At 61.9% G+C, this 23,746-nt stretch carries 19 protein-coding genes and 1 pseudogene; 5 read left to right on the forward strand and 15 right to left on the reverse strand.

Annotation, left to right across the window (positions count from 1 at the left end):
- Positions 1–6 precede the first annotated feature (6 nt).
- Both ACQ86G_RS29260 and ACQ86G_RS29265 read right to left on the reverse strand, forming a co-directional pair.
- Positions 7–303 carry a hypothetical protein gene (locus tag ACQ86G_RS29260; protein WP_431258535.1) on the reverse strand — a complete coding sequence of 99 codons (297 nt, stop codon included), beginning with the start codon at positions 301–303 and terminating at the stop codon, positions 7–9.
- Positions 300–575 (reverse strand): hypothetical protein, encoded by a 276-nt coding sequence (locus ACQ86G_RS29265; protein WP_431258536.1) that lies wholly within the window; start codon positions 573–575, stop codon positions 300–302. Before ACQ86G_RS29265 ends, ACQ86G_RS29260 begins: the two co-directional genes overlap by 4 nt.
- Positions 576–1,648: 1,073 nt before the next feature.
- On the opposite strand from ACQ86G_RS29265, the gene ACQ86G_RS29270 reads away from it, so the two are divergent.
- From ACQ86G_RS29270 to ACQ86G_RS29280, 3 genes are read left to right on the forward strand one after another with little or no spacing between them, the layout of a single operon-like run.
- Positions 1,649–3,214 (forward strand): recombinase family protein, encoded by a 1,566-nt coding sequence (locus ACQ86G_RS29270; protein WP_431258537.1) that lies wholly within the window; start codon positions 1,649–1,651, stop codon positions 3,212–3,214.
- Positions 3,211–4,110, forward strand: coding sequence for a ParB/RepB/Spo0J family partition protein (locus ACQ86G_RS29275; protein ID WP_431258538.1), 900 nt, complete (start codon positions 3,211–3,213; stop codon positions 4,108–4,110). Before ACQ86G_RS29270 ends, ACQ86G_RS29275 begins: the two co-directional genes overlap by 4 nt.
- Positions 4,107–4,985 carry a plasmid partitioning protein RepB C-terminal domain-containing protein gene (locus ACQ86G_RS29280; protein WP_431258539.1) on the forward strand — a complete coding sequence of 293 codons (879 nt, stop codon included), beginning with the start codon at positions 4,107–4,109 and terminating at the stop codon, positions 4,983–4,985. The genes ACQ86G_RS29275 and ACQ86G_RS29280 overlap by 4 nt, the downstream gene beginning before the upstream one ends.
- A gap of 147 nt (positions 4,986–5,132) precedes the next feature.
- On the opposite strand, the gene ACQ86G_RS29285 is transcribed toward ACQ86G_RS29280, so the two are convergent.
- The 3 genes from ACQ86G_RS29285 to ACQ86G_RS29295 form a co-directional block, all read right to left on the reverse strand.
- Positions 5,133–5,366 (reverse strand): hypothetical protein, encoded by a 234-nt coding sequence (locus tag ACQ86G_RS29285; protein ID WP_431258540.1) that lies wholly within the window; start codon positions 5,364–5,366, stop codon positions 5,133–5,135.
- Between the two features lie 876 nt (positions 5,367–6,242).
- The gene (locus ACQ86G_RS29290; protein WP_431258541.1) at positions 6,243–6,539 is read right to left on the reverse strand and encodes a hypothetical protein; all 297 of its coding nucleotides are present in this window, start codon (positions 6,537–6,539) and stop codon (positions 6,243–6,245) included.
- Positions 6,536–7,582, reverse strand: coding sequence for a PRTRC system protein D (locus ACQ86G_RS29295; RefSeq protein ID WP_431258542.1), 1,047 nt, complete (start codon positions 7,580–7,582; stop codon positions 6,536–6,538). Before ACQ86G_RS29295 ends, ACQ86G_RS29290 begins: the two co-directional genes overlap by 4 nt.
- Positions 7,583–8,863: 1,281 nt before the next feature.
- Between ACQ86G_RS29295 and ACQ86G_RS29300 the strand changes: the two genes are divergently transcribed.
- Positions 8,864–9,970 carry a phage integrase N-terminal domain-containing protein gene (locus ACQ86G_RS29300; protein ID WP_431258543.1) on the forward strand — a complete coding sequence of 369 codons (1,107 nt, stop codon included), beginning with the start codon at positions 8,864–8,866 and terminating at the stop codon, positions 9,968–9,970.
- A gap of 358 nt (positions 9,971–10,328) precedes the next feature.
- On the opposite strand, the gene ACQ86G_RS29305 is transcribed toward ACQ86G_RS29300, so the two are convergent.
- From ACQ86G_RS29305 to ACQ86G_RS29340, 8 genes and pseudogenes are all read right to left on the reverse strand, one after another.
- On the reverse strand, positions 10,329–10,478 hold the full coding sequence (locus ACQ86G_RS29305; protein WP_431258544.1) for a hypothetical protein: 150 nt from the start codon (positions 10,476–10,478) through the stop codon (positions 10,329–10,331).
- A gap of 145 nt (positions 10,479–10,623) precedes the next feature.
- On the reverse strand, positions 10,624–12,243 hold the full coding sequence (locus ACQ86G_RS29310) for a restriction endonuclease subunit S (protein WP_431258545.1): 1,620 nt from the start codon (positions 12,241–12,243) through the stop codon (positions 10,624–10,626).
- A pseudogene (locus ACQ86G_RS29315) lies at positions 12,240–13,708 on the reverse strand (N-6 DNA methylase). The gene ACQ86G_RS29310 and the pseudogene ACQ86G_RS29315 overlap by 4 nt, the downstream one beginning before the upstream one ends.
- Before the next feature lie 82 nt (positions 13,709–13,790).
- Positions 13,791–16,157, reverse strand: coding sequence for an EcoAI/FtnUII family type I restriction enzme subunit R (gene hsdR, locus ACQ86G_RS29320; RefSeq protein ID WP_431258546.1), 2,367 nt, complete (start codon positions 16,155–16,157; stop codon positions 13,791–13,793).
- A 740-nt stretch (positions 16,158–16,897) separates the two neighbouring features.
- Complete coding sequence (locus ACQ86G_RS29325) at positions 16,898–18,268, reverse strand: DUF2326 domain-containing protein (RefSeq protein ID WP_431258547.1); 1,371 nt, start codon at positions 18,266–18,268, stop codon at positions 16,898–16,900.
- Complete coding sequence (locus ACQ86G_RS29330; protein ID WP_431258548.1) at positions 18,238–18,687, reverse strand: hypothetical protein; 450 nt, start codon at positions 18,685–18,687, stop codon at positions 18,238–18,240. The genes ACQ86G_RS29325 and ACQ86G_RS29330 overlap by 31 nt, the downstream gene beginning before the upstream one ends.
- 4 nt (positions 18,688–18,691) lie before the next feature.
- Positions 18,692–19,003, reverse strand: coding sequence for a hypothetical protein (locus tag ACQ86G_RS29335; protein WP_431258549.1), 312 nt, complete (start codon positions 19,001–19,003; stop codon positions 18,692–18,694).
- 3 nt (positions 19,004–19,006) lie between these two features.
- On the reverse strand, positions 19,007–19,909 hold the full coding sequence (locus ACQ86G_RS29340; RefSeq protein ID WP_431258550.1) for a hypothetical protein: 903 nt from the start codon (positions 19,907–19,909) through the stop codon (positions 19,007–19,009).
- Between the two features lie 89 nt (positions 19,910–19,998).
- Here ACQ86G_RS29340 and ACQ86G_RS29345 point away from each other — a divergent pair, with 89 nt between their 5' ends.
- On the forward strand, positions 19,999–20,352 hold the full coding sequence (locus tag ACQ86G_RS29345) for a helix-turn-helix domain-containing protein (RefSeq protein WP_431258551.1): 354 nt from the start codon (positions 19,999–20,001) through the stop codon (positions 20,350–20,352).
- A 27-nt stretch (positions 20,353–20,379) separates the two neighbouring features.
- Here the strand turns inward: ACQ86G_RS29345 and ACQ86G_RS29350 are convergent, their stop codons facing one another.
- Both ACQ86G_RS29350 and ACQ86G_RS29355 read right to left on the reverse strand, forming a co-directional pair.
- Positions 20,380–21,114 (reverse strand): YkgJ family cysteine cluster protein, encoded by a 735-nt coding sequence (locus tag ACQ86G_RS29350; protein ID WP_431258552.1) that lies wholly within the window; start codon positions 21,112–21,114, stop codon positions 20,380–20,382.
- Between the two features lie 106 nt (positions 21,115–21,220).
- Positions 21,221–23,647 (reverse strand): hypothetical protein, encoded by a 2,427-nt coding sequence (locus tag ACQ86G_RS29355; protein ID WP_431258553.1) that lies wholly within the window; start codon positions 23,645–23,647, stop codon positions 21,221–21,223.
- Positions 23,648–23,746 lie beyond the last annotated feature (99 nt).

Raw genomic sequence — 23,746 nt, forward strand, 5'->3', positions numbered from 1 at the left:
TTCCGTCTACTTCCCCTCGATCGAAGACGGCGTATCAAACGCCAGATTGGTCTGTCGAGCGACTGATCCGCTGACCCTCAAATCCGCCGCCCCGTGTAGCGCGACCGCTGCCGCGACACCCTCTTGCGCCACCGTCCGGTGCTGCGCCATAAGTCCCTCGTGCGCGAGAAATCGCAGCCGGTTCACACGCTTGGTGCCCTTGTTGAAACGGACCAAGTCGTCGTAAAGACGTGGGTTGTCGTCGCGCGAGAGCTCAAACAGCAGCCGTACCGACCCGGCCGAGTTCGACCGATCGTCGCTCACGAGCGCTCTCCTTCGAACGCGGCGGCGCGCGGCCGGGACGCGGAGCCCAAAACGCTCTGTGCGTAGTTCATTCCGGCGATCTGATACCCGCGCACATTCGCGAACATCGGCTCTTTCACTTCGAGGATCTGGTGCGTGCGGAAGGCCTGTTTGACAGCTTTGCGGAACAAGAACGCGCCGCCGCCCACCAAGATCACGTGCTGCACGTTGAAGGCCCCGCCGATGCGCCGCATCATGGCAGCGACCGCATCCCTTGCGATGATCTCCACCATCGGGTGTCAAGCGACATCGAGAACTGACCCCACTCGATTGTCAACTCATAGGCGCATGCCCCAGGGCGGCTGTAGAACTCTACTGGATCGTTGCGAGCGATACCGTCAGCGATACCGTTAACACTGCCCGCTTGCGAAGCCACGCTTCCAACTCAGGAGGCCGGTACTTTTGGAGGCGGTGCGAACCTACCAACTCTCCGTCACGTCGGTAGCCATGGCCAGCCTACATGACGGTATCTGAGCGCGCGTTTTCACCTCCATCGACGGTATCAGCTACGGTACCGGCACTGTGATCTGGACAAGCCACCTAGGACCGCGCTCATACCGATGGCACGCGTTCACGACGCCGCTGACTCCGCCTCACTCCGCCACCAACGAACTGATCGCCCGACTCTGCATCCATCTTGATCCTGGTGGACCATGCGTGCGCCGAGTTGAGGAGTAAGGTCAGCCGACGGTGGGCCCGCTCACGAACAGGCGGGTGGCTACATCTCCCTCGGAGTCAGATATGAGCATCAAGCGCTGCCTCGCCTGTGCGGAGCCGTTCAAAGCGGACGCCCGCGTTCCCAATCAAAGCTACTGCTCTCGTCAGCAGTGCCAGCGGGAGAGAAAGCGCTTATGGCAGGCGCGAAAGCGTCGGGAAGACGTTGACTATCAGTTCGCCCAAAAGCAGAGCCAGAAGCGATGGCAAGAGCACCATCCAGAGTACTGGAAGCATTACCGCGAGTCCCATCCCTTATACACAGATGCGAATCGACTTCAGCAAACCGTGCGAAGGCAGTCGAGACCTCAGAAGGGGCTTGCAAAGATGGACCCGACGCTATCGCTAGCGCTTGATTCTGGCCTCTATTTGCTTCAGCCAGCCCGCACTGACCTCCCCGCAAAGATGGACGCGTACCTTGTGCAGATCACCGTGCTAGCGAGGGCTTGAAGCACGCGACGCCACTTGCAAAGAGCCTACTAGATCGACCTGGAGCGACCAGGCTGCTAACTTGGCTTGGCTGCGAGGCCCTTCCGCGCGCGACGCAGCACCAACTCAAGATTGGCTTAGGCGCGGGGGACCGGGGGCAGCTATGCAATCCCACACTTCGACAGGCTACGCGACGATTTACGGCGCAACGCATCGCGCCGCTGAGTATGTCCGTATGTCGACTGAACATCAGCAGTACTCCACGCAGAACCAAGCCGACAAAATCCGCGAGTACGCCGCCCAGCGAGGCGTCGAGATCGTTCGGACCTACGCCGATGAAGGAAGAAGCGGGCTGCGCCTCGATGGCCGCGATGCACTGAAGAGACTTCTCTCCGACGTGCAGAGTGGTGGGGTCGACTTCAACACCATCCTGGTCTACGACGTCAGTCGCTGGGGCCGATTTCAGGATGCCGACGAAAGCGCCTACTACGAGTACATGTGCCGCCGAGCTGGCATCCAGGTCGCTTACTGCGCAGAACAGTTCGAGAACGACGGCTCGCCGGTCTCGACCATCGTGAAGGGGGTGAAGCGTGCGATGGCGGGGGAGTACAGCCGGGAGCTCTCCGCAAAGGTGTTCGCAGGTCAATGCCGGCTGATCGAGCTCGGATTCCGCCAAGGAGGACCGGCCGGAATAGGACTGCGCCGGGTACTCATCGACTCGAACGGTGCGCTGAAGGCGGAGCTGGCGCGCGGGGAACACAAGAGCCTGCAGACGGATCGCGTCGTGCTAAGGCCCGGTCCCGAGGACGAAATCCTGCTTGTACGGGATGTCTATAACTGGTTCGTGAACGAAGGGCTGGATGAACGGGCGATCGTCGATCGCCTGAACGCGTCTGGGAGGAGAACTGATCTGGGGCGCCCGTGGTCACGATCTTCCGTCCGGGAAGTGCTCAGCAATGAAAAATACATTGGGCACAACGTCTACAACCGGATCTCCTTCAAGCTCAAGAAGCTGCGCGTCCGCAATCCGCCGGAGATGTGGATCCGCAAGGAGCACGCGTTCGAAGCGATCGTTCCACCGGATCTCTTCTACACAGCACAGGGAATCTTGCGAGCGCGCGGGCGGCGCTTCTCAGACGACGAACTCATCGCACGCCTGAAGGCTGTCTTTCAGAGCCGCGGCTACCTTTCAGGGCTGGTGATAGACGAAGCGGAAGAGCTGCCTGGCGCGACGGTGTACGCCCATCGATTTGGCGGTCTTCTGCGCGCCTATCAACTTGTCGGTTTCAATCCTGGGCGTGATTACTGCTACCTGGAGATCAATCGCCAGCTCCGACGCATGCATCCGGAGCTTGTGCTGCAGGTCGAGACTGAGATCGAGAAGCTAGGCGGCGCGGTGCAGCGTGACAGCCTCACTGACCTGCTTTCGGTGAACGCTGAGTTCACCGCCTCGATCGTCCTTGCCAGATGCCATCGGACGTCAGCAGACCACCTGCGCTGGAAGGTTCGCATGGACGCGAGCCTGGTCCCTGACATCACCGTGGCCGCCAGGCTGAATGAAGAGAACGACGCGATCAAGGACTTCTATCTTCTCCCCAGGGTCGACTTCAACGGGTGTCGCGTCCGTCTGGCTGAACACAACGCGGCCGAGCTTGAGACCTATCGCTTCGAGACCTTGGATTACCTCTACGGCATGGCGTGTAGGGCTCGACTGAAGGTGGCCGCATGAACACCGATCGTCCAAGGGAGATCCGAACGATCCCGCTCTCAAGCGTGGAGGTACTGAACCCCCGCGAGCGCAATGCTCACGCGTTCGAGGAAATCGTGCGCAACATCAAACTGATTGGACTCAAGAAGCCGATAGTCGTCACCGCTCGCCCCTCGGCCAACGGCGGAGAGCGCTACGTTCTGGTGTGCGGCGAAGGCCGACTAAAGGCCTTCAAGGCGCTCGGAGAAGCGGAGATCCCGGCACTCGTGATCGACGTTCCAGACGAGGATGCCTTCATCATGAGCCTCACCGAGAACATCGCTCGAAGGCAATGGCGCCCGCTGGAACTGTTAGCGGGCATCGAGCAGCTCACCGCGCAGGGCTATTCGACCAAGGACATCGCGCAAAAAACAGGCCTTACCGCGCCGTATGTGCATGGAATCCTGACACTGCTTCGCCAAGGCGAGCAACGCCTCTTGGCGGCGGTTGAGCGGGGAGACATTCCCCTGAACGCGGCGCTGTCGATCGTCGGCGCCGGCGACGATGACGCGGCAGTCCAGATAGCACTTCAAGACGCCTACGAGGCTGGCACCTTGCGCGGCAAGCGTCTCCAGGATGCACGGCGCATTCTTGAGCGTCGCTCGAAGTTGGGTCGCTCTCTCGCAAAGCGCATGCCCCGCGGCTCCGTCGAGGTCTCCACTTCAAGCATCGTCAGGACTTATCAGAAGGAGGTTGAGCGCCAGAAGGCAATGGTGCGGAAGGCGTCCTTCGCGCAGGAGCGGTTGATGTTTGCGGTGGGTGGACTCGTCCAACTGTTCCGCGACGAGAATTTCGTGAACTTGCTCAGAGCCGAAGGACTGGACACCCTTCCCAAATTCCTTGCTGAGCGGGTTTGGAGCGATGGGAGAAGATCGTGACCGGCGTAAGCCTTGCGTTTGTGCCCGATCCAGTTTCCGTGGAGCTCACCCGACTGCTGCCCTCGCGGCGTGTCCCTGATGGTCTGACGGCAACACGGAAATTCCGGCAGATTCGTTCGTCGATCGAAGAAATCGGATTGATCGAGCCACTCAGCGTCACACGCGCTGAGCCATCGAGCGGCCAGCATGTGATCCTTGATGGGCACGTTCGGCTAGTGGTGCTTCGAGATATCGGCTGGCTGGAGGCCCCATGCCTCGCGTCCACTGACGACGAGGGCTACACCTACAACAATCGCGTGAATCGGCTCTCCAGCGTGCAGGAGCATCTGATGATTCGTCGCGCGATTGACCGCGGAGTCTCGCCCGAGCGAATTGCCAAGGCCCTCAGCGTCGACGTTTCACACATCCTCAAGAAGAATAGCCTTCTCGACGGGCTGTGCTCAGAGGTCATCGATCTGTTGCGGGACAAAAACTTCTCCGTTGAACTCGCACGTGTGCTGCGCAAGATGAAGCCGCCCAGGCAGATCGAGTGCGCCGAACTTATGGTGTCTGCAAACAAACTGTCCGTGTCCTACGGCGAAGCTCTACTCGTTGCGTCGCCCCCGTCAAGCCTGATAGACGGACCGCATGTGCGCAACATGCGAGGGGTCACTCCAGAGCAGATGTCGCGAATGGAGCGAGAGATGGCCAACCTGCAGGGCCAGTACAGGCTGGTGGAGCAGTCTTACGGGCAGGACGTGCTCAACCTGGTGCTGACGCGCGGCTACCTGAAGAAGCTGCTCGCGAATGAAAAGATTGCTCGGTACCTGCGACTTCACCAGCCAGAGATGACCGACCAGTTCACGTCGATCGTGGAGACAGAGTCCCTGGACTGATCTCCCGGTCGGAATATGGAGGTGCTAGCAGCTGCCCGGCCTCCGATTCTGGTTCGTTCGTCAATAACGCAGTGCCACCCATGACATGGATGCGTCCCATGAACTCACCCTGGACGACCCGGCGAAGGCGCCCGGCACGGTGAGCGTCTAGAACGGGGTTCGATCGAAGTTGACCACGCCGGGACCGAAGACATCCACCGCCTTGGTCTTCACCAACTCCAGCGTCATACGAAGCTCGATCAGGTCATTTCCGTAATCGGCGACTTCGTCCTCGTCATCGGAAGTCTGGCAGATACGGGCCCACTTCGCGTCCAACTCCGTGAGCGCCTTAAGAATTCGCTGCGCTTGCCAGTGCGTCAGTTCTAAGTCCAAAGTCTTCATGCTTGCTTGCCCTGCTTATAGAAGACGCGGAGTGCTTTCACAGCCACCTCCTCTAGAAGTCCCTTGTATTTGTCCATCGGAATATTAGTTGCAGGACCGATCATGTAGTGATCCCTATGCGGTCCCGGCGAGTTGCCCACGGTGCCGCAATGGCAGAATTCTCGGGGAAGGCTGATCGTCACGGCAGCGCTGGAACCCTCTAAGAACCAAGTCACGCACTCCTGTTCCTCGGCCAAGACACGACGCAGATGGTGTAACTGATTGAGCGTCTGCTGGAGGAATATGCGGAGAAGAAGACGCTCTACCTGTCTTGGGACGCGGCGTCCTGGCACGACCCGAAGGCGCTGAAGACGTACATCGGGAAGCACAACGACGAAAGCACCTCAGGGCCACATCTGGAGCCGGTTCGGCTTCCGGCCAGCTCGTAATTCTTGAACGTCATCGAGTCTTTCCTTAGCAGCATGTCGCGAGCCATCATTCACAACAGCAACTACGCCACGATGGACGATACGAAAAATGCGATTGATAAATACTTCCAGAGCCGGCACCAGCACGTCCGAAAGAACCCCAAGAAAGCGGGCGACCGGATCTGGGGAAGAGAACGATCCGCATCATCATTCTCTGCAGCGAACGACTGCCAGGATCCGGCCTACCGCTAGCGAGATGTAGTCTCCGAAATGAACCAGTGCGGCGTTAGGGCGCATTGAGAGCAATTTTTCACACGTGTACCATTGGAGGAGGCGGGTCAGTTAGACTCGCGCCGCTGCCCTTAGAAAACCGCCGAAATCCTCCCTGACGCGGTGGCAGCTTCCAGGCGCTGGCTTGTCCAGCGCCTTTTCTTTTTGCGTCAGACTGCTTGCGAAAGGACTGTTCTGTCTACTTTCCCTCGATCGAAGAAGGCGCATCAAACGCGAGATTGGTCTGTCGAGCGATTGATCCGCTGACCCTCAAGTCCGACGCCCCGTGTGGCGCAACCGCTGCCACGACACCCTCTTGCGCCACGGTCCGGTGCTGCGCCATCAGTCCCTCGTGCGCGAGAAAACGCAGCCGGTTCACGCGCTTGGTGCCTTTGTTGAAGCGGACCAAGTCGTCGTACAGACGCGTGTTGTCGTCGCGCGAGAGTTCAAACAGCAGCCGCACCGACCCGGCCGAGTTCGTGCGATCCTGGCTCACGAGCGCTCTCCTTCGGTTGCGGCGGCGCGCGGGCGGGACGCAGAGGCCAACACGCTCTGTGCGTAGTTCATCCCGGCGATCTGATACCCGCGCACATTCGCGAACATCGGATCTTTCACCTCGAGAATCTGGTGCGTGCTGAAGGCCTGCTTGACCGCCTTGCGAAACAAGAACGCGCCGCCGCCCACGAGGATCACGTGTTGCACGTTGAAGGCCCCGCCGATGCGCCGCATCATGGCCGCGACCGCATCCCTGGCGATGATCTCCACCATCGGGCGCATGCGGGCGGGGTTGTACTGGCGCTGGTAGACGGTGAGGGCTTTGCCGCTGCGCAGTGCCCAGTCGATGAGGTCCAGGTTCGTGTACGGCTGGCCGATCTCCTGACTGATGTCGTCGGCCACCAGCTGCAGGATGTTCGAGACGCCGCGATCGACCGAGTAGCTCTGCTTGGACGAGAGCTTCATGCCGCGCGCGATCAACCAGTCGAAGGTCCGAGATCCGGGGTCGATCACCAGGCTCTGCTCATGCTCCATCGCTTCGACCTGGTCGTGCTGCGTGGCGTAGTCGATCAGCGCGCCGTTGGGCTGCGCCATGGCCAGTGTCTTGTGCACGACCACGGTCTTGCCGCCGCCCACGTCGTGACGACCGGTCATGAGCTTCTCCAATGCGCCCCGCTTGGCGGCGAACGCCGCCACCGGCAGCCCGACCACCAACAAGTCGATGGCCTCGACCTTCATCATCCGCAGCGCGCCGCGCGCCAGTGTCAGGTACTGCGGCGTCTCGATGTAGTCGCCGTGGATCTCGGTCGCCCGGAACGCGTCAGCCGCCAGCATCACGTCCGGACCGACCTCGTAGTACAGGCCGCCAAGGGGGATGGCAAAGGTCTTGCGCCCCTCTCCGCCCAGCGCCTTCGCGGGGTCACGCGGGCTTGGATAGGCCCGCGACGGGAAGCTGGCGCAGCGAATGTCGCCACCGGCGCCAACGCCGGTGACGAACTTGGTATTGCCGAATCCGACATCCACCGCTCGAACGATCAGGTCCATGGGAGGGCTCCGGTTCAAGGTTGCCGTGCGCGAAGGATCGACACGCCGACGCACCCCGTCCACACAGAACTCCCCCGTCAAAGCCACAGCTTTCGCACGCAGCTGCGACCCGGGGTCCAACTGGGTTGTTGCCAGCTCCCACCCGATCAAGAGCGCACCGAGAGCTGGTCAAGAATTCCGCGGTCCGAGAGCGGTCACGACAACTCCATTCGGACTCCGCTCTCACTCGAATGCGGTTCATGAGTCCTGGCTCGGCGCTTGTCGCACCGGGAAGCGGCGCACGATCACCTTCATCGAAGCGGTCCCGTGGAGACCAGAGGCCGCCGCTCCTGCTGTCAACCCCGCATGCGCTCGCGCTCGCGCCCTCCCCCGCAAGATAAGCCCCACTCAAGCACGCGCCACAAGCCGTCATCCGCCACGCCAAACACCGGCATTTTCGGGGCAGTCGTGCTCGTTCCCGGTTGACCTCGCGACAAGCCAGGTATCCACTGGAGCTTCCCGAGGGCCACCCTGGCCCGCTCCTGATGGAGCACAAAGGCGTCGCAGTCGTGACCTGCCCTCCAGACACGGGCCCTGAGCCTGTGTTGTCCACACCCTCGGAGGCGTGGGCGTCGAGGACCTACTCGTAGTGCAAGTGCCGTGGCCCAGCCGGCGTTCCTCGCCGGGCGTTCCAGAAACGCGCCATCGCCAGCGATCCAGACAGCGGCACCCGATGCTGCTTGCTGCTCCCGCCATCCCCTGAGCATGCGTTCCACGCACCGAGCGGCCGTGTTTGCCTTCTAGGCTCCCCGCTCGACCCCGCTCACAGCTCGACGCCGCCCTGGACTTTCGGTCAGGGGCGGACCCACGCGAGCGGATGGCGCTACGACCCCAGAACTGATCCACCACAGACGCGCCAGGCCAGACCTGGGCGTTGATACCGAGATGCGAGCACAAGAGGCCCGCCGGCATCACCAATCTCGTCGCTGCAGAAATGCACACGCGAGGCGGATCACCCGTTTCATTTTTAAGACCGACCGAGCTGGCCGTGCCGCGGGCACGTGCCAGCGAACCCTGGGTAGGCGCCGCAGCGCTCGTGATCGCGTGCGGCGCCAAATGTCCTGATCACGCGCCGGCGGGACCAGCGGAATGGTCTCGCCGGCGTCTGCCGCCAATTCCGCGTTCATTCCATTGGGCTCGCCGTTCGGGCGACGGGCCCTCAGCCTTGGAGCTTCGCCATGTCCATCCCGTCGTCGCATTCCCCCCGCGCCCACGGCACCGCCCACACCCCCTCCCCCATCCATGCCGGACCTGATGAGACGCCAACTACAGGCCCACAGCCCGGGCCGGCTGCCAGCTCAGCAGATAGGTCGCGCGCAGGAATGGGCGGGCAGGACACCGTCGGAGATCCTGGCGCGATACCGTCCCGGCAAGGCGCCGCCGCGCATGGTGCTGGAGGTGTTGCTGGCCTTGTTCAACGCCCAGCACACCGCACTGGAGAAAACGGTCTCCCACAAGACGCGCCACGACCGGGCGCAGTTCCTGCGGCGGTTCTTTCGTGACCTCCACGACAAGGCCGGTTTCAAGCAGCTGCCCGATCCGCGCAACCTTGGGCAGAAGCACCTCCGCGCCATGGTGAAGGTGTGGCAGCAGGACCGGCTCGCCCCGGCCACCATCCAGACCTACCTCAGCTTTCTGCGGGGCCTGGCGTTGTGGCTGGGCAAACCCGGATTGGTGCGGGAGCCTGCCTTCTACGGCCTGCACATCGACGAGTACCAGCGGCACGAGGGTGCCCGACGCGACCGGAGCTGGTCGGCACATCATGTGGACATCGACGCGCTGATTGACGAGATCTGCGCCTTCGACCGCTACGTCGGCGCGTCGCTTCGCCTGATTCGTGCCATGGGGCTGCGTCGCAAGGAGTCGGTGCTGTTTCGTCCCTTCGCGAACGTGATCGCTTTTGAGGGCACGGGGCTGGCGCCAGAGGAACGATTGGCGGATCGATACGTGTGCATCAAAGGCAAGGGCGGGCGAAAGCGCTACATCCCTCTGGACAGTGCCGCGCGTGTCGACGCGGTCGAATTCGCGCAGCGCGTGGTAGGCCATCGAGATGCGCACATGGGCGATCCCGCAAACGACCTCAAGAAGAACCTGCGACGCTTCGACTACGTGCTGGCCAAGTTCGGCATCACCTGCGCGCGACTCGGCATCACGGCGCACGGTCTGCGGCACGAAACGCTGATCGACCACTTCGAGGCGTTGACGGGAACACCGCCACCCGTGCGGGGAGGCTCGCCACCGACACCCGCGCTGGACCGGTCCGCGCGTCTGGCCGTCTCTCGCCTAGCCGGTCACGCTCGCATTCGCGCCGCTAACCCATATTTAGGCACGCCCACAGTAAGCGGCTAGACAAGTCATGTTGACGCGGAAGTGCTGTTGTCGGGCAATGACTTCGAGTGCACGGGATTGAATACGCCTGTCAGCGTACCGTGCCGCTGGACGCGCAGGGACGTCTTCGCCACTCGTCGGCTGATCGCCTGAGCGTCCGGCCCGCGAAGAACCGCCGCTGCAGGTCTTCTCGCGGACCAAGCGTTTGGCCCCTTGCTGCAAAGCCCGCGCAGCCTCTCCTGGATCTGACTGCCGTCCGGTCCGCGGGCGGGCACCGGCTCGCTCATGACCGAGGCCGGCCCGTGCATCGAGCGGGTCGCGCTCGCCGGCCTTGAAGCGCGGAAGACCTGCGTGATGCCGTCGGTGCCCAGTCAGGACACTAGGAGGCGTAGTCCAGAGCCTGCGCCACGATCTCGCGCGGCGCACGCTCGCGCTTCACGTCTACCAGCACCAGCGATCCATCGGGCGCGATTCCCGGCAAGTCGATGCGCCCTGCATGCGAGGTGGTTTCCTGCGTACCGATCAGCATTCATCCAGGCCGGCGACAAGATGCTCAAGTCCTGCACGATCAGCTGTTCGAGCAATGCCTCGCTGGTGAATCTGCTGGGCTTCAACTGCACAGCGGGCCGACCAACTTGCCAGAAGGCCTGTTGGATGGGCATGGTGAAAAGGATCTAACAAGCTTGTCCGTGCAGCGGCCGAATCGCTGAAGCGACGGCTTGTTCGACCAGTACCGACGCGAGGTGTTCGTGATGCTGGCGAGCTTGGCCAAGGCCAGCCTTCAATTGATCGCAGCAGGCTAAGAGTTCCCTAACTTTAGCGACGATGAGATGCTGCTCTGCCGGCGGCGGAAGTTCGACCGGAATGCTGCGGATCTTGCCGACGCTCAGGTTGAACAGGCCGCTCGTGGTGATGGCTAAGCGCCGCATGTGAGCAGTACCGATTGGCGAGTTGAGGTACAGCGCCAGGTAATCAACGGCATCGTCCCCGGTCGGGCGAACACGCATCAGGTGATTCTGGTACACGCAATCATCGACCTCGCCGTGCCAGATCGCGCAACGACCGATCTCGCTCTCGCTGCCGTTGCCTTCTACGATGAGCAGATCCCCGGCGTTCAAACGCCAACGCTGCAATTCCTCCATCGCAAGCTCGTACCGCTCCAGTTGAGCAATATCGATCCGGCCTCTTTGCACGTTTGCCACCCGAAGGTATGGGAAGTGATGCTTCGCTGGGGCACGCAGTGGCGTCTTCTGGATGCCGCCTTGCACCGTGCAAAACTCGTTGATCGTCCGAAGCCGCCATGTCGAACGTGCGGCGCCAGTGCAAAGCCGCCCCTCCACGCCCAGTTGCATCACCGACTTCTTCAGCGCCTCAACGCTGGCCTCGGTGGTGAACAGCGCATGGAAATGCTCGGCTAGTTGTTGCCAACCATCTCGGAACTCGGCAGCGTCGCGGGCTTGGTTGAGACTGGCGAGCAGGGCCTCCACTAGCTTGGCATGGGCGGCAGCGGCGTCGTCCTGCTCAGCCTCCAGCCGATCGCATAGGGCCATCAATTCCTCGACCTTGGCGACGATGCGGTGTTGCTCTTCCAGTGGTGGCAACGGAAAAGGATGCCTCTCAACAAACTCCTTTGGAAGTCGCTTCTGTCCTGCCGTGCCAGTCATTCGGGATTCCCCTGTCACCAGGAACCAAGGTGACTTGAGGTATGCCAAAACATACCTGGGGGCAAGCGTTCCAGCGCACGGTCTGACGATGTGCAGCTCAGTGGTGCCGGCGCCGATGCCGTTTGTCAGGCCAGTGAAAACACAAGCCTTGCTGTTCTCGAAGCACGGCGTGATCTTCGCAACTCCGATGTCACCCTCGGCGAAGTGGGTGAACCCCTGTTTTACCTCGCTCCAGCGGCGTAGCTCCTGGGTGTGTCCGCTGTCGAACTTGGCTCCAATCGAGGCCATTGGCACGAATGAAACTGACAAGTCGTCAGGCGCCACGTTGCGCGGATTGATGAGCGACACCGTTGCAAGAGTGGTCCAGAGCCAGCCAGCAGGCAGCTCGAAATGGTCGTCATAGGAAGCCTCGGCCGATTGGCTGGACTCCGTCCTGGCCTTACGGCTGGCGGCCGCAGCCAGACGAGCGGCACGAATACGCTCAAGCAGTGCCTCCGCTGGTTCGTCTGCCAAAGATTGCGGTACGAGCTTGCCCCTGATGGCGAGGTCGAGGATCAATGATCGAAGTTGGTTGATGCCGTTCGGAGCAGCCGCCAGCAGCGGCAGATTCTCAGTGACCAGCGCCGTCATGCGTCTCGCTCCAGCGCCTCAGATAAGACCGCCTTCAACTGCTCCCGCAAGCCATGGATGCCTTCTTGCATCTGCGCGTACTCGGCCAGCAATTGTGCCGGGTCATGGCTCACCTGTTCGCCAACGTGGCGGTTCTTGCAGTCGAGGTTGTAGTTGCGCGCCTTGATGTCTTCGGCGCTGACCTTCCAGGCGAACTGGTTTTCGACGCGGGCGGCAAAGCCGTCGCCCTCACTGCCCCACCAGGCCTGCTCGACCGCGAACTCCTCGATGCGCATCGGACGCGTCTTGGAATAGTTTTTCGCCCCGTCCGGATACTGGTGCTCGTAGAACCAGATGTCTTTGGTCGGCGTGCCCTTCGTAAAGAACAGCAGGTTGGTCTTGATGCCGGTGTAAGGGTTGAACACGCCGTTGGGTAGGCGAACGATGGTGTGCAGGTTGCAGTCGGTGAGCAGCTTCTCCTTGATGCGGCTTTTGATGCCCTCGCCGAACAGGAATCCGTCGGGCAGCACCACGGCGGCGCGGCCACCATCCTTCAGCAAGTGCATGATGAGCACAAGAAAGAGATCAGCTGTTTCGCGGGTGCGGAAGGCGGCGGGGAAGTTGGTCTCGATGCCATCCTCTTCCATGCCCCCGAAGGGTGGGTTGGCAACGATGCAGTCCACCCGGTACTTCGGCCCCCAACTGATCAACGGTCTGGCCAACGTGTTGTCATGCCGGATGTTGCTCGGCACCTCAATGCCATGAAGAATCATGTTGGTGGTGGCCAGCAAGTGCGGCAGGGGCTTTTTTCCACGCCACCAATGCTGGCCTGCAGGACCCTCTCGTCTTCCGGCGTCCTCACATAGCGGCGTCGCTTGTGTTCGATGGCGCAGGTTAGAAAGCCACCAGTGCCACAAGCCGGGTCCATGACTTTCTCGTCCAGCTTGGGGTCCACCATGCGCACCATGAACTCGGTGACCGGGCGCGGCGTGTAGAACTCACCTGCGTTGCCTGCGCTCTGCAAGTCGCGCAGTAGCTGCTCGTACATGTCGCCGAAGGCGTGCCGCTCCTGTGCCTTGTTGAAGTCAACCGCCTCTTGAATTTTGTTGACGACCTGGCGGAGGAGATGTCCGGACTTCATGTAGTTGTAGGCGTCCTCGAACACGCTGCGCACGACAAACGCGGCCGGTGTGGTGCTGTAGCTCTCAAGCTTCTGCAGCGACGGGAAGAGTTCGTTGTCGATGAAGCTCTTCAGCTCATCGCCGGTGACGCCTTCGGGATTGGCAGCCCAGGTGCGCCAGCGGTAAGGCTCGGGCAGAGGCGAGCGGTAGGCATCGTCCAGCAGCTCCCATTCCTGCTCGCGATCGTCAAAGATTTTCAGGAACAGAAGCCACACAAGTTGGCCGATGCGCTGGGCATCGCCGTCGACACCGACGTCCTTGCGCATGATGTCTTGGATGGACTTGATAGAGCTGCTGATCGACATTAGGGAAGCGTAGAGAAAGCGAAAGCGCTGGCGACAGGCCAGCGCAATGGGAGGTCAATGGAATCGCCAGTGCCGGCGCTGATCATGCGTAAAGCTGCGCCTCCAACTCCGCAACGGCCTTCACGTAGCCCGACCTGCCGCCAAAGGCCTGTACAAGCTCGACAGGCGCGCCGAAGCGGCTGAACGGGTCCAACTGCAGGATTTTGATGTCCTCAATGGGCTCCAGTCCGGTGTCGGCATACTTCTGAAGCAGCGCTTCGAGCACCTGGCGTGCGGCACCTTGGTATTTGGCAAAGTAATTGCGCTTCTTGACGTTGTCGGCACGTTCTCTGCGGGACAGCGGCGGCTGGTCGAAGGCGACGTGACAGATCAGGTCGAACGCGTCGAGCGGCTTGCCATGCTTGGCTTCGACCTCTTCGGCCAGCGCATCCCAGAGCACGCCATGATTGGCCAGCTCTTCGATGATGACCTTCTTCTGCTCGGCGTCAGACCAGCGGCGCAGGAAGGCGTCCAGCGAGCCGAACTGCCGGGTGACGCAACTGCGGGTGTAATCGCGCAGGGACTCGGTGATGAGCTTGCCGTCGGGACCGTAGTACTGCACGCGCTCGGCCACGACGAAGACCGGCACGTTGCCGACCACATACTTGATCCGGCCCCCGCCATCTCCCCCCATATCGCCGCCTTCGTCCGGCGGCCGGCCGTCGCCGCCCCCAGGCTCACCGCCTTCGGGTTGCTCGGGCAGTTCGTCCGGCGGTACCGGCGGCTCGTCGCCCTTGGGTTCGTAGACCTGCACCGGGTCACCATCAAAAGCCGGGTCGGCGAACAGCTCGGTCGCCTTCTTGAAGTCCATGATGGTGAACCAGAACTTGCCGTAGTCCTCGTTGATGCGGGTGCCGCGGCCGATGATCTGTTTGAACTCGGTCATGGACTTGATGTGCTGGTCCAGCACTACGAGCTTGCAGGTCTGGGCGTCAACCCCGGTGGTCATCAGCTTGCTAGTGGTGGCGATGACGGGATAGCGCTCTTCCGGGTTGATGAAGTTGTCGAGCTCGGCCTTGCCTTCCTGGTCGTCCCCGGTGATGCGCATCACGTACTTGCGGTTCTCCTGGCTACGCATTGGGTTCAGGTTGACCAGTGCCTGACGCATGCGCTCGGCGTGGTCGACGTCGTCGCAGAAGACGATGGTCTTCTGGAAGGGGTCAGTGGCCTTGAGTAAGGCGGTAATCTTCTCGGCCACCAAGTGGGTGCGAGCCTCCAGCACCAGGTCCCGATCCATGTCCTTGAGGTTGTAGATGCGGTCTTCGATGGGCTGGCCGTTCTTGTCCAGCATGCCGGCCGGCGGGCGCCAGCCCTGCAGGTCCTTGTCGAAGTCTATGCGCACGACCTTGTACGGAGCCAGGAAGCCATCGGCGATGCCTTGCTTGAGGCTGTAGCTGTACACCGGCTCGCCGAAGTAGTGAACGCTAGAGACCTCCTTGGTTTCCTTGGGCGTGGCAGTGAGGCCGATGTGGGTGGCGCTGGAGAAGTAGGCCAGGATTTCGCGCCAAGCGGAATCCTCTGCGGCGCTGCCTCGGTGGCACTCGTCGATGACGACGAGGTCGAAGAAGTCGGGCGAGAACTGCTTGTAGATGTTCTTCTCTTCCTCAGCGCCGGACACGGCCTGGTACAGCGACAGGTAGATCTCGTAGGACGTGTCGATCTGCCGCTTAGTGATCTTCGTCATCGCCGCGCCGAAAGGCTTGAAGTCGTTGTTCTTTGTCTGATCGACCAGGATGTTGCGGTCGGCCAGGAACAGGATGCGCTTCTTCTGCCGGCTCTTCCACAGGCGCCAGATGATCTGGAACGCGGTGTAGGTCTTGCCGGTGCCGGTGGCCATCACTAACAGCACGCGGTTCTGGCCGCGAGCAACCGCCTCCACCGTGCGGTTGATGGCGTTCATCTGGTAGTAACGCGGCATGCGGCCAGTGCCGTCGTCGTAATACGGCGCCTCGACCTTGGCAACAGCTTCGGCGTCGAGGCCCTTCCAGACACAGTAGCGCTGCCAGAGTTCGGCGGGGCTGGGGAACTGGTTGAGCGTCAGCTCGGTCTCGGTGAGGGCCGCGTTGCCGGTGCGGTCATGGAACAGGAAGCCATCGCCATTGCTGGAGAACACGAAGGGCACGTCCAGCGCCTCAGCGTAGTCCAGGGCTTGCTGCATGCCGTCGCCCAGCGTGTGGGTGTTGTCCTTAGCCTCGATGACTGCCAGCGGGAGGTTGAGCTGGTGGTACAAGATGAAATCGGCGCGGCGCGACTTGCCTCGGCTATGCAGCTTGCCACGGACGACGATGCGCCCCTTGGTGAAGCTGACCTCCTCGCGCACCTGCCGCTGCACGTCCCAGCCCGCCGCCGTGATGGCTGGCGCGATGAACTTGGTACAGATGTCGCGCTCAGACAGCGATCTTTTGTTCATGCCGACGTGATCCCCCTGGGAAGCATTTTGCCTGCTCGAACCATAGGGGCGCCGGGTTTGGTACGGAATTCGCGCATCGCGCGCCGTACACCTCGGCGGTTGCAGCTGGTCATCGCTAGCTTCCACAACATCGGTTGCAGCCGCGACAATCCACCGAGAAAGATATCGGGGCGAAGAACAGGTGGAACGGAAATGGGCAGGCGTTCTGACCGACGTGGACCGCTACCTCGCGGATGTGAGTGCGGCGTCGGCTGTGCATGCCGTGCTCGACAGATTAAGAGATTTCGAAACCTCGTACGAATCCATGTTCGTAGTTCAGGAATGGTCTTCGAGAACAAAGAAAGTATGAGGTATCAGCCGCAAGCCGTGTCTGGCAAAGGACGCTTGCCGAAGCGTCGCTCCGAAGGTCGATTCGCCCTCAAGTTCGGCGGACGTCGCGCAGACCTCATGGAAGCCGAAATTGCCCGGGCAATCCAGGAAGTACTAGCGCAAGGCTAGAACTGCTTGTGAAGCTACTCGAATACCGGCGTAGCCTCCACCGATGGGACACTAGCCCGCCTCGATGACCATGCGAAGACTGCGGATGTCTTCTACATGGAGCACATCTACAAGGCGCAAGGTAAGCGTGGCAAGAAGCAAGTCGTGGAGTACGCGATCCACCTTCCGTCCGAATCGCTGAGACGCCGGCTCGGAGAGTGGCCGCAAAGCGCGCCGCGTCGGCGCTCTTGCGTCGAGCCGAATCAAAACTCGCGCTTGAAGAATCGGCCACCCGGGTCGTCGCTGAGCGAGGCCACCGTGACGTCGCCCACATCGAACTCATAGGCGCCGTCGCGCGCCTGGTCTTGCTCGGCGGAGGAGAGTTCATCGACGTTGAAGGTCGCGATGTACTGGAACGGGCGGTAATCAGCCTGCGCCGCGAGGGCTTGACGGTACACGTAGTTGAGCGTCTTGACCGCGATTCGCTTGGCGATGCCGTGGAAGACACCATCCTGGATCAGGAATCGCGGCAGCGCCAGATCCTCCTCGACCTGGGTCAGCAGAACCGTCAGGTCGTACGCCACCAGGAGGAGGCGCGCGAACCCGAGCGCATCCACCTTCGGCAGCGAGACCGAGATCTTCACCGGCAGCGCTTTCGCGGCCGTTCCCGACTGGCTCACGATGTCGAGCGCCGCACCGGCAACTTCATCAGCAGATGTTGTCACCGCGTTGTGGACGACGTCGATGTAGCGGGCCCGCACACGGTCGATCTGCTCTTCCACCGTCCGCAGCGCGGCGGCCGCCTCGTGGCGGTAGGTCTGCATCAGAAGCTCGAGACTCGAAATGCGATCGTCCGCCAGCTTGATCTGGCCGATTGTCGCCCGGTACCGCTCGAGATCGCCATGTTCGGTCGCCAGGCGCTGGATGGCTGAATCGAAGGTCTCGTGGAAGTTGGTCGTGTCGACCGCGCGCATCAGGCTCGAGCGCTGCTGCTCAAGCTCGCTGAGCCTTTGCACGGCCTCGTTGTGCGTCCGGTCCAGTTCCACCAAGCGCTTGCCGTGAAACCGCAAGCGCTGCTGGGCTAGCGAGCGCCGGAACTCCATGACCTCTTCAATTGACTTTCGAACGGCGGCGCCCAGCGCCGCCGACACGTCGTTGTACTGCTGGATCACGCCAGCGGCATCGATCTCGTCCGTCACATCCAGGAAGCGGCGCAGCTTCTCAAGCTGGCGCCGAGACTGGGTGGCCAGCTTGCGCTGCTCAGACGCATCGGCCTCGAGCTTGGACAACGCCGCCGACACCTCCTCGAAGCCCTCGAAGAGATTGAAGTCCCGCACGGCCTTGGTGATCTCGGACAGGCGGGTCTCAGCGCTGACGAGATCGGTGCGCAGGACTTCCAGCGTCTTGCCGGTCTCTTGCTCGATCTTGCCCTTGAGATGTTCGCGCCCCTTCTGCTCTGCGTCCCACGTGGTGCGCGCCTCCTCGAGCTTGACCAGACCTTCGTTGGGCAAACCCAGCAAGTAAAGCGATAGGATCGTTGACTCGCGCTGGTTCCCGCCGCCATGCGTCATGAACTTGACGGGCTCGTGGCGCTTTTGCGCGCTCAAGTCGTCCTTGACGTAGAACGGCAGCAACTTGCGAAGCCCCCGTCCGCACCGATGCTGCCCGAGCGCGGCGGAAAGAAGATCTCGCCCAGGAGCGCCTTGGCACCACGAACGTCTAAGACCTCCTCGGCCGCATCGCCGATGCGCAGCCCCACCTCATCAGCCGCCTTACCGAACCCGCGGCGGATCTGGATGGACTTGCCGGCCACGGTCAACCGCAGGCACGCCGAGTGTGCATCCTGCGAGATCCACGCGTACTCATCCTTGGCGAACACGTGTCGACTCCAGTCGGCCAGGAGGAGGAAGTCGATCATGCGAACGATCGAGGATTTCCCGACGCCGTTGATCCCAGGCCCCTCGTTGCGACGTGCATCGGCGTACTTGCCGATGATGAGATTGATCCCGCTGCGGAACTCGACGTCCTCGAACAGCCCGGTGGGCGACCACATGCGCTCAAGCATTGCCGTCGCCCCTGTTGGTGATGACGTTGGCCGAGACGGCACTGCCGGCGGCAGTCACCGCGGTTGCCGACGGGTCGCAGAGCGTCACCTTGTAGCCTTTGACCTCGATCGTTCCGGTCGCGAAGAGCATTTCAAGGGTCGAGAAGAAGTTCTGCGGAGTGCGGCGCTTGTCGGCCTTGAGGAATCGGTCGAGAAGATCCTCGACGATCAGCGGCTTGCGCAGCCGGCGCAGCGTGCCCAGGACATCCGCGCCGTAGAAGACGAGGCTGAGCGACAGATCGGAATCGGGATGCAGGATCGCCATGGCTCAGGTTCCCGTCCCCGGCTGCACGGGGTCGGGCTCCAGGCCAATCAAACACTGGGTGAACACGTGGAAGAGCAGCGCCTCGATGTACTCGCGTACCTCATCGTGCTGCCCATAGTTGTAGCGCTGGCCGTAGGCCTTGGCCAGGCTGTTGAACTTCTCCTCGAAGGTGGCGCCGGGGGCCTGCGCGAAATCCGACACGATGCGCGCCTTCAGGTGCCCCGTGTCCTCGACGCTCATCGAGGTGAACTCGGCGTGCACCTCCATCTGCTGGGCCGCCGTCAGTGCGATCTGCTGCAGCACCGTATCCACCGAGGCCGGCGAGTAGTTCTTGATGACCTTGGCTTCGATCTCGGGCGCGCTGCGCGCGTATTTGACCCAGGGCGCCGTTGGCGCGGGCCGCTCGAGCAGGTCGTTGAGCACCATCTGCACAAAGTCGCTTGACAGCAACTCCTCGGGAATCTGCAGCGACTTGCAGATCCGGCGGCGAAAGCCGAAGCTCAAGTCGTCGATCATCTGAAGGATGCGACCCAGGCCCCACACGCTCTGGCCGCTGCCGTGCAGGTCGTTGACGAGCTTGAAGTGATCGGGCGATGGTTCCTTGTTCAGGAACAAGCGCCAGTTCGGGTACTGAGCCTTCCAGTGCGCGACGTACATGTTGTAGTCGTCGGTGATCTTCTTGCGCTGCTTGGTGAAGGTCGGCTGATCCGGCCCATAGCAGGCGATTCCGCAACCCTCTTCAAAGATGATCCCGTCCAGACCACCGTCGCGCGTGGGCCGAAGGTTGGAGAAGCCAGCGGCGCCGTGAACCATGTACAGGATGCTCACCACGAAGTCCTGGAACGGCATCTCGCGAAGCGCGCCAACCTGCGTCTTCAGATGAGTTTCCAGCGCACCCCGCAACATGTCTAGCTCCTGGCATTCACCTGCGGCTCACGGACCACTGGCGCTTCAGTAGTATGCACCATGTGCATATTTAGTGCTAGGCTGAACGGATGCGATTGCCACTGCCAAAGGCGCCCCATCTCGTCGTGAAAGCTGCGCGTTTGAAGCTTGGACTGACCCAGGAAGCCTTTGCAACCCAGATCAAGACGAGCCAGTCTCTGGTGTCGAAGTATGAAAGCGGCCAAGTAGCCCCGCCGGCCGAAATCTTGATGCACTGTGTGCATGTCTTGAGTTCACCAGGTGAGGATTCGGTGAGCGAGAACGCACTGCTCGACCTGGTCAGAGAGCGTCTCAGTGGTAAGCACCGAGCGGCCATACGAGCTGCAGTGGCAGACCTGATCCTGGGCCTGGTCCCCGCCGCCAGTCCAAAGCGACGATCTCGCAAGCCGAAGGCTAGCGCCTGAGCCAGCGGCTACCTGCTGCCTACGGTCTCAGGTCGCTCTCTGTGTGTCCCGATTCTTGCCGGAGGGGAACGAGTTCTTCCCAGCTCGCCAACGCTTAATGGCGGCCGGCTGCGTCAGCGCCTCGAGTACTGCAGCAGACATCTCGTACCTCGCAGCATCCATTCCTTCGATCTCCATGGACGCAACAGAGGACGTGAAAAGGCCATGGGCAACCGCCAGACGCTCCAGGGATTGCGGCGCCGCATCTTGCGACGTCGGATCATCGAACGTGACCCGACAGGGTTCAACGTCGAACGAATGGTGCTTGCGGCAAGCCACCGGGCGGACGTCATAGATCGAGCAGGAGTCCTGCGGAGACAGGAACGCACACCGAACGTTGGTGGCGGTATGCTCTTCTTCGGTCAGTCCCTGCACCGACGCCACGTTCTTAGCCAGGCTCTCGATTGCCACGGCGACACGCTCGGGCCTCCATTTCGCGCGCAGGTGCTCCGCGATCGCAATCGCCTCCGGCGCGCTGACGTGCACGTGATAGTTGCAGCAGTAGCTGCAGCCCTGGCCGCACGCCAGGCTGAGGTCGTCGGGAATCTCGACACTGGCCAGCGCCGCGTCGACGCGCTTATAGAACTGAACTTGGTGCTCCGCCAGGGTGCGGAGACCCTTCTTCACAGCCAACAGCCCCTGACGATGTAAGCCCAGCTCACCGCGAGCCGCTTGCGCGGCAACGGTCATGAAGTTGTCTTCGAACCCGCGTGCGTCGTCCATCACGATATTCCCTCGGAGAATTTTCGGCGCAGCGCCAGGAGCTTGGCCCGTCATTCGTCGCTGCTGAGAGGCATTCTCTTAGTAGAGAAGCTCACTGGGTGAGCTACTAGTCTCGGAGCCAGCGGTTCTTGAACGCCGTCGCTTCGGACGCGAACCTGTCTAGGAACCGATCCCTGGGCGCATGCTTTAGGGCGCGCTCGACGCATTGTCGAGCGCTCTCGACGTCCTTCGGTTCCGAGTAGACGTAGGCATAGCCGCGCTGCAGGTCGCACAGGTGCTTGGGCTTGCCGAGGGACTCGGCGCGATCCAGATCCTTGAGCGCGTCGGGCGCGCGCCCCATCCGCGCTTCGATCATGCCGCGGGTGAACCAGGCTTCAGGCTCTTCGGCGAGCAGCACGGTCGCACGCTTGGCCTTCTCCAGCCCCTCCGGATAACGCCGCTGGCTGAACAGGGCATAGGCGAACCGGTCGTAGAGGTAGCCGTTGTCCGGATCCTCCGTACAGGCGGCCGCGTAGTGCTCGAAGGCCTGGTCGATGTTTCCGTCCTGGAAGCTCTTCCAGGCAGCGCGCGCCGACGGAACCACGAAGGCGCGGGTGTTGCGGTCGCGCACCTGGGTGGACGCATCGGCGACGAATTCCTTGTACCGCTTTTGAACCCAGTTGACGTCCTCGTCGGTCGGAACCGTCTTGCCGTCCAGGAGCTCGGTGCGCTCGGCGCAGTAGTTCGAGAACTCCGGGTTAAAAGCAACTTGCAAGATGCCTTGGATCTTGGTCACCGTCCCGATGCCCTTGCTCTCCTCGATGGCCTCGCTCGCGGCGGCCACGTTCACGTTGGCGATCCGGCAGCACAGCTGGATGATGTACTGGTCGATCACATCGCCGATGCGGCTCATGAGGAGCATCACGTGGCGCATCTCGGGCGCGAGGCGGCTCCAGGCGTCGTCGTACAGGAACTGACCCAGATCCTGGCGCTGCATCCGCTGCACGCGCTCGAACGCGCGCTCCAAGCTTTCACCAGGCGCCGACGCGGCTTGAGCGAACACTTCGAGAGCGATTGGCTTGTTGTTGAGTGCCTTGGAATGGGCGCGGAGCGTGGCCGGGCCTGCCTGGATGATGGACTGGCACCTGAGGGTGCGCCCGCGCTTCTTCAGGAACTCCAGACCCTCGTCTGGTGTCCAGCTCTCCGTAGGGATGGGAAACGCCTCGATCTGCTCGCGGCGCCGCGAGGTCAGGATCACTCGCCCGACGTGCTTGCTCAGCTCGTTGATCTGGGCACCGAGAGCTTTGATGTCGGCCTCGTTCTTGGCCATCGTCTCGGTGTTGTCCAAGATGATCAGGTGGTCGTCACGTTTGATCCGCATCCCAGCCTGCAGGCCAGCGAGCTTGGCGACGACCTCCTTGGGACTCTTGTCATACCAGGAGCGGTCCAGCGGCTTGGTGGAATGCAGGCGCGCGATCTCGACCGCGACATCAGCGACACCGACGTCCTGCGCGGAAATGTGCTCCAGGCCTTGCAAGCCCCAGCGGGTCTTCTTGGCCGTGTAGAAGGTGATCAGCTCGGGCCGCCACTTGACGTCGGTCTCGCCTTCGATGAGTCGGTGCAGGAACTCGATGACCAGGGTAGTTTTGCCCATCCCACCGTCGCCGTGGACCATGCACCGGCGCGAGTCCATGTCGTCCGCCCACTCCTCCAGCGCGGACAGCTCGATCGACCGCCCAGTGAACTCCTGAATCGTCGCCAGCCGATCGGGGATCAGAACGAACGGCTGCCAGTTCGGAGCCCAGCTCGGCTCAGCGATGGCATATTCGGGCGACGATCGCGCCGGAAGCTCCAAAAGCAGGTTGGGGACTTCAAAGACGACGTCTTCGCGCTTCAGGAGCGCGCGAGAGATCTGAGCCTCGACCCGGATCTTGCCGGCGGAAGTTGCAATGAGTCGACGGTAGCAAACCGGGTCGCCACGATAGAGCTTCAGCGTTTTCAGGGGCGTGCCCTCGCGACCACCAAGCGACGGGATCAGGAGCGTCTCGCCGTCGTCAGAGACTGTGGGCAGGAACGGCGCGGCTCGAGTGATCAGGCTGCGGATGACGGCCACGTCCGATTCGGGATCGTAGTCGCCCGGCAGTCCGTGCCCTTCGACGCCATCGTTGCGCTCGCGCACGAACGCCAGGAGGACGGTTTCGACGTTCGCCTTGGGCTTTCCGACCAGGCGCTTGAGCGCCTCGGACAGAGGCGCCGTCTCCCAGTAGTAACGACCGGCTGACTTCCAGCCGATGTTTTCGACCGCCACGAGGAGTTCGGACAGCAAGCCGACCAGGTCACCGTCCGCGGGCGCAACGAAGTCCTTCAAGTCGACGCCGGTGAAGTTCTGCAGCTTGGAAGGATCTGCTCGGAGGGTGTTGGCGATCCACTCCCCGAGCACAACGCAGGCGTGCTGAAGCGTGATTCGCATCAGACCCAGGACGGCAGCCCGAACATTCTCCGGGTTCTTGAGTTGCTCGGCACCCCGAGCGCGGGTCTCCAAGATTGCTTGCATGCGTCTCGCTTTTTGTTCGATCGATGTTGAACCTGGCAGCAGGTCAAGCACGGGACGGCCGCAGCATCACCGCTGCCGTGACTCCATGCGATCTTTTTC

It is taken from the genome of Roseateles chitinivorans, from assembly GCF_050632145.1.
GTDB classification, from domain to species: Bacteria; Pseudomonadota; Gammaproteobacteria; order Burkholderiales; family Burkholderiaceae_C; genus Roseateles; species Roseateles chitinivorans_B.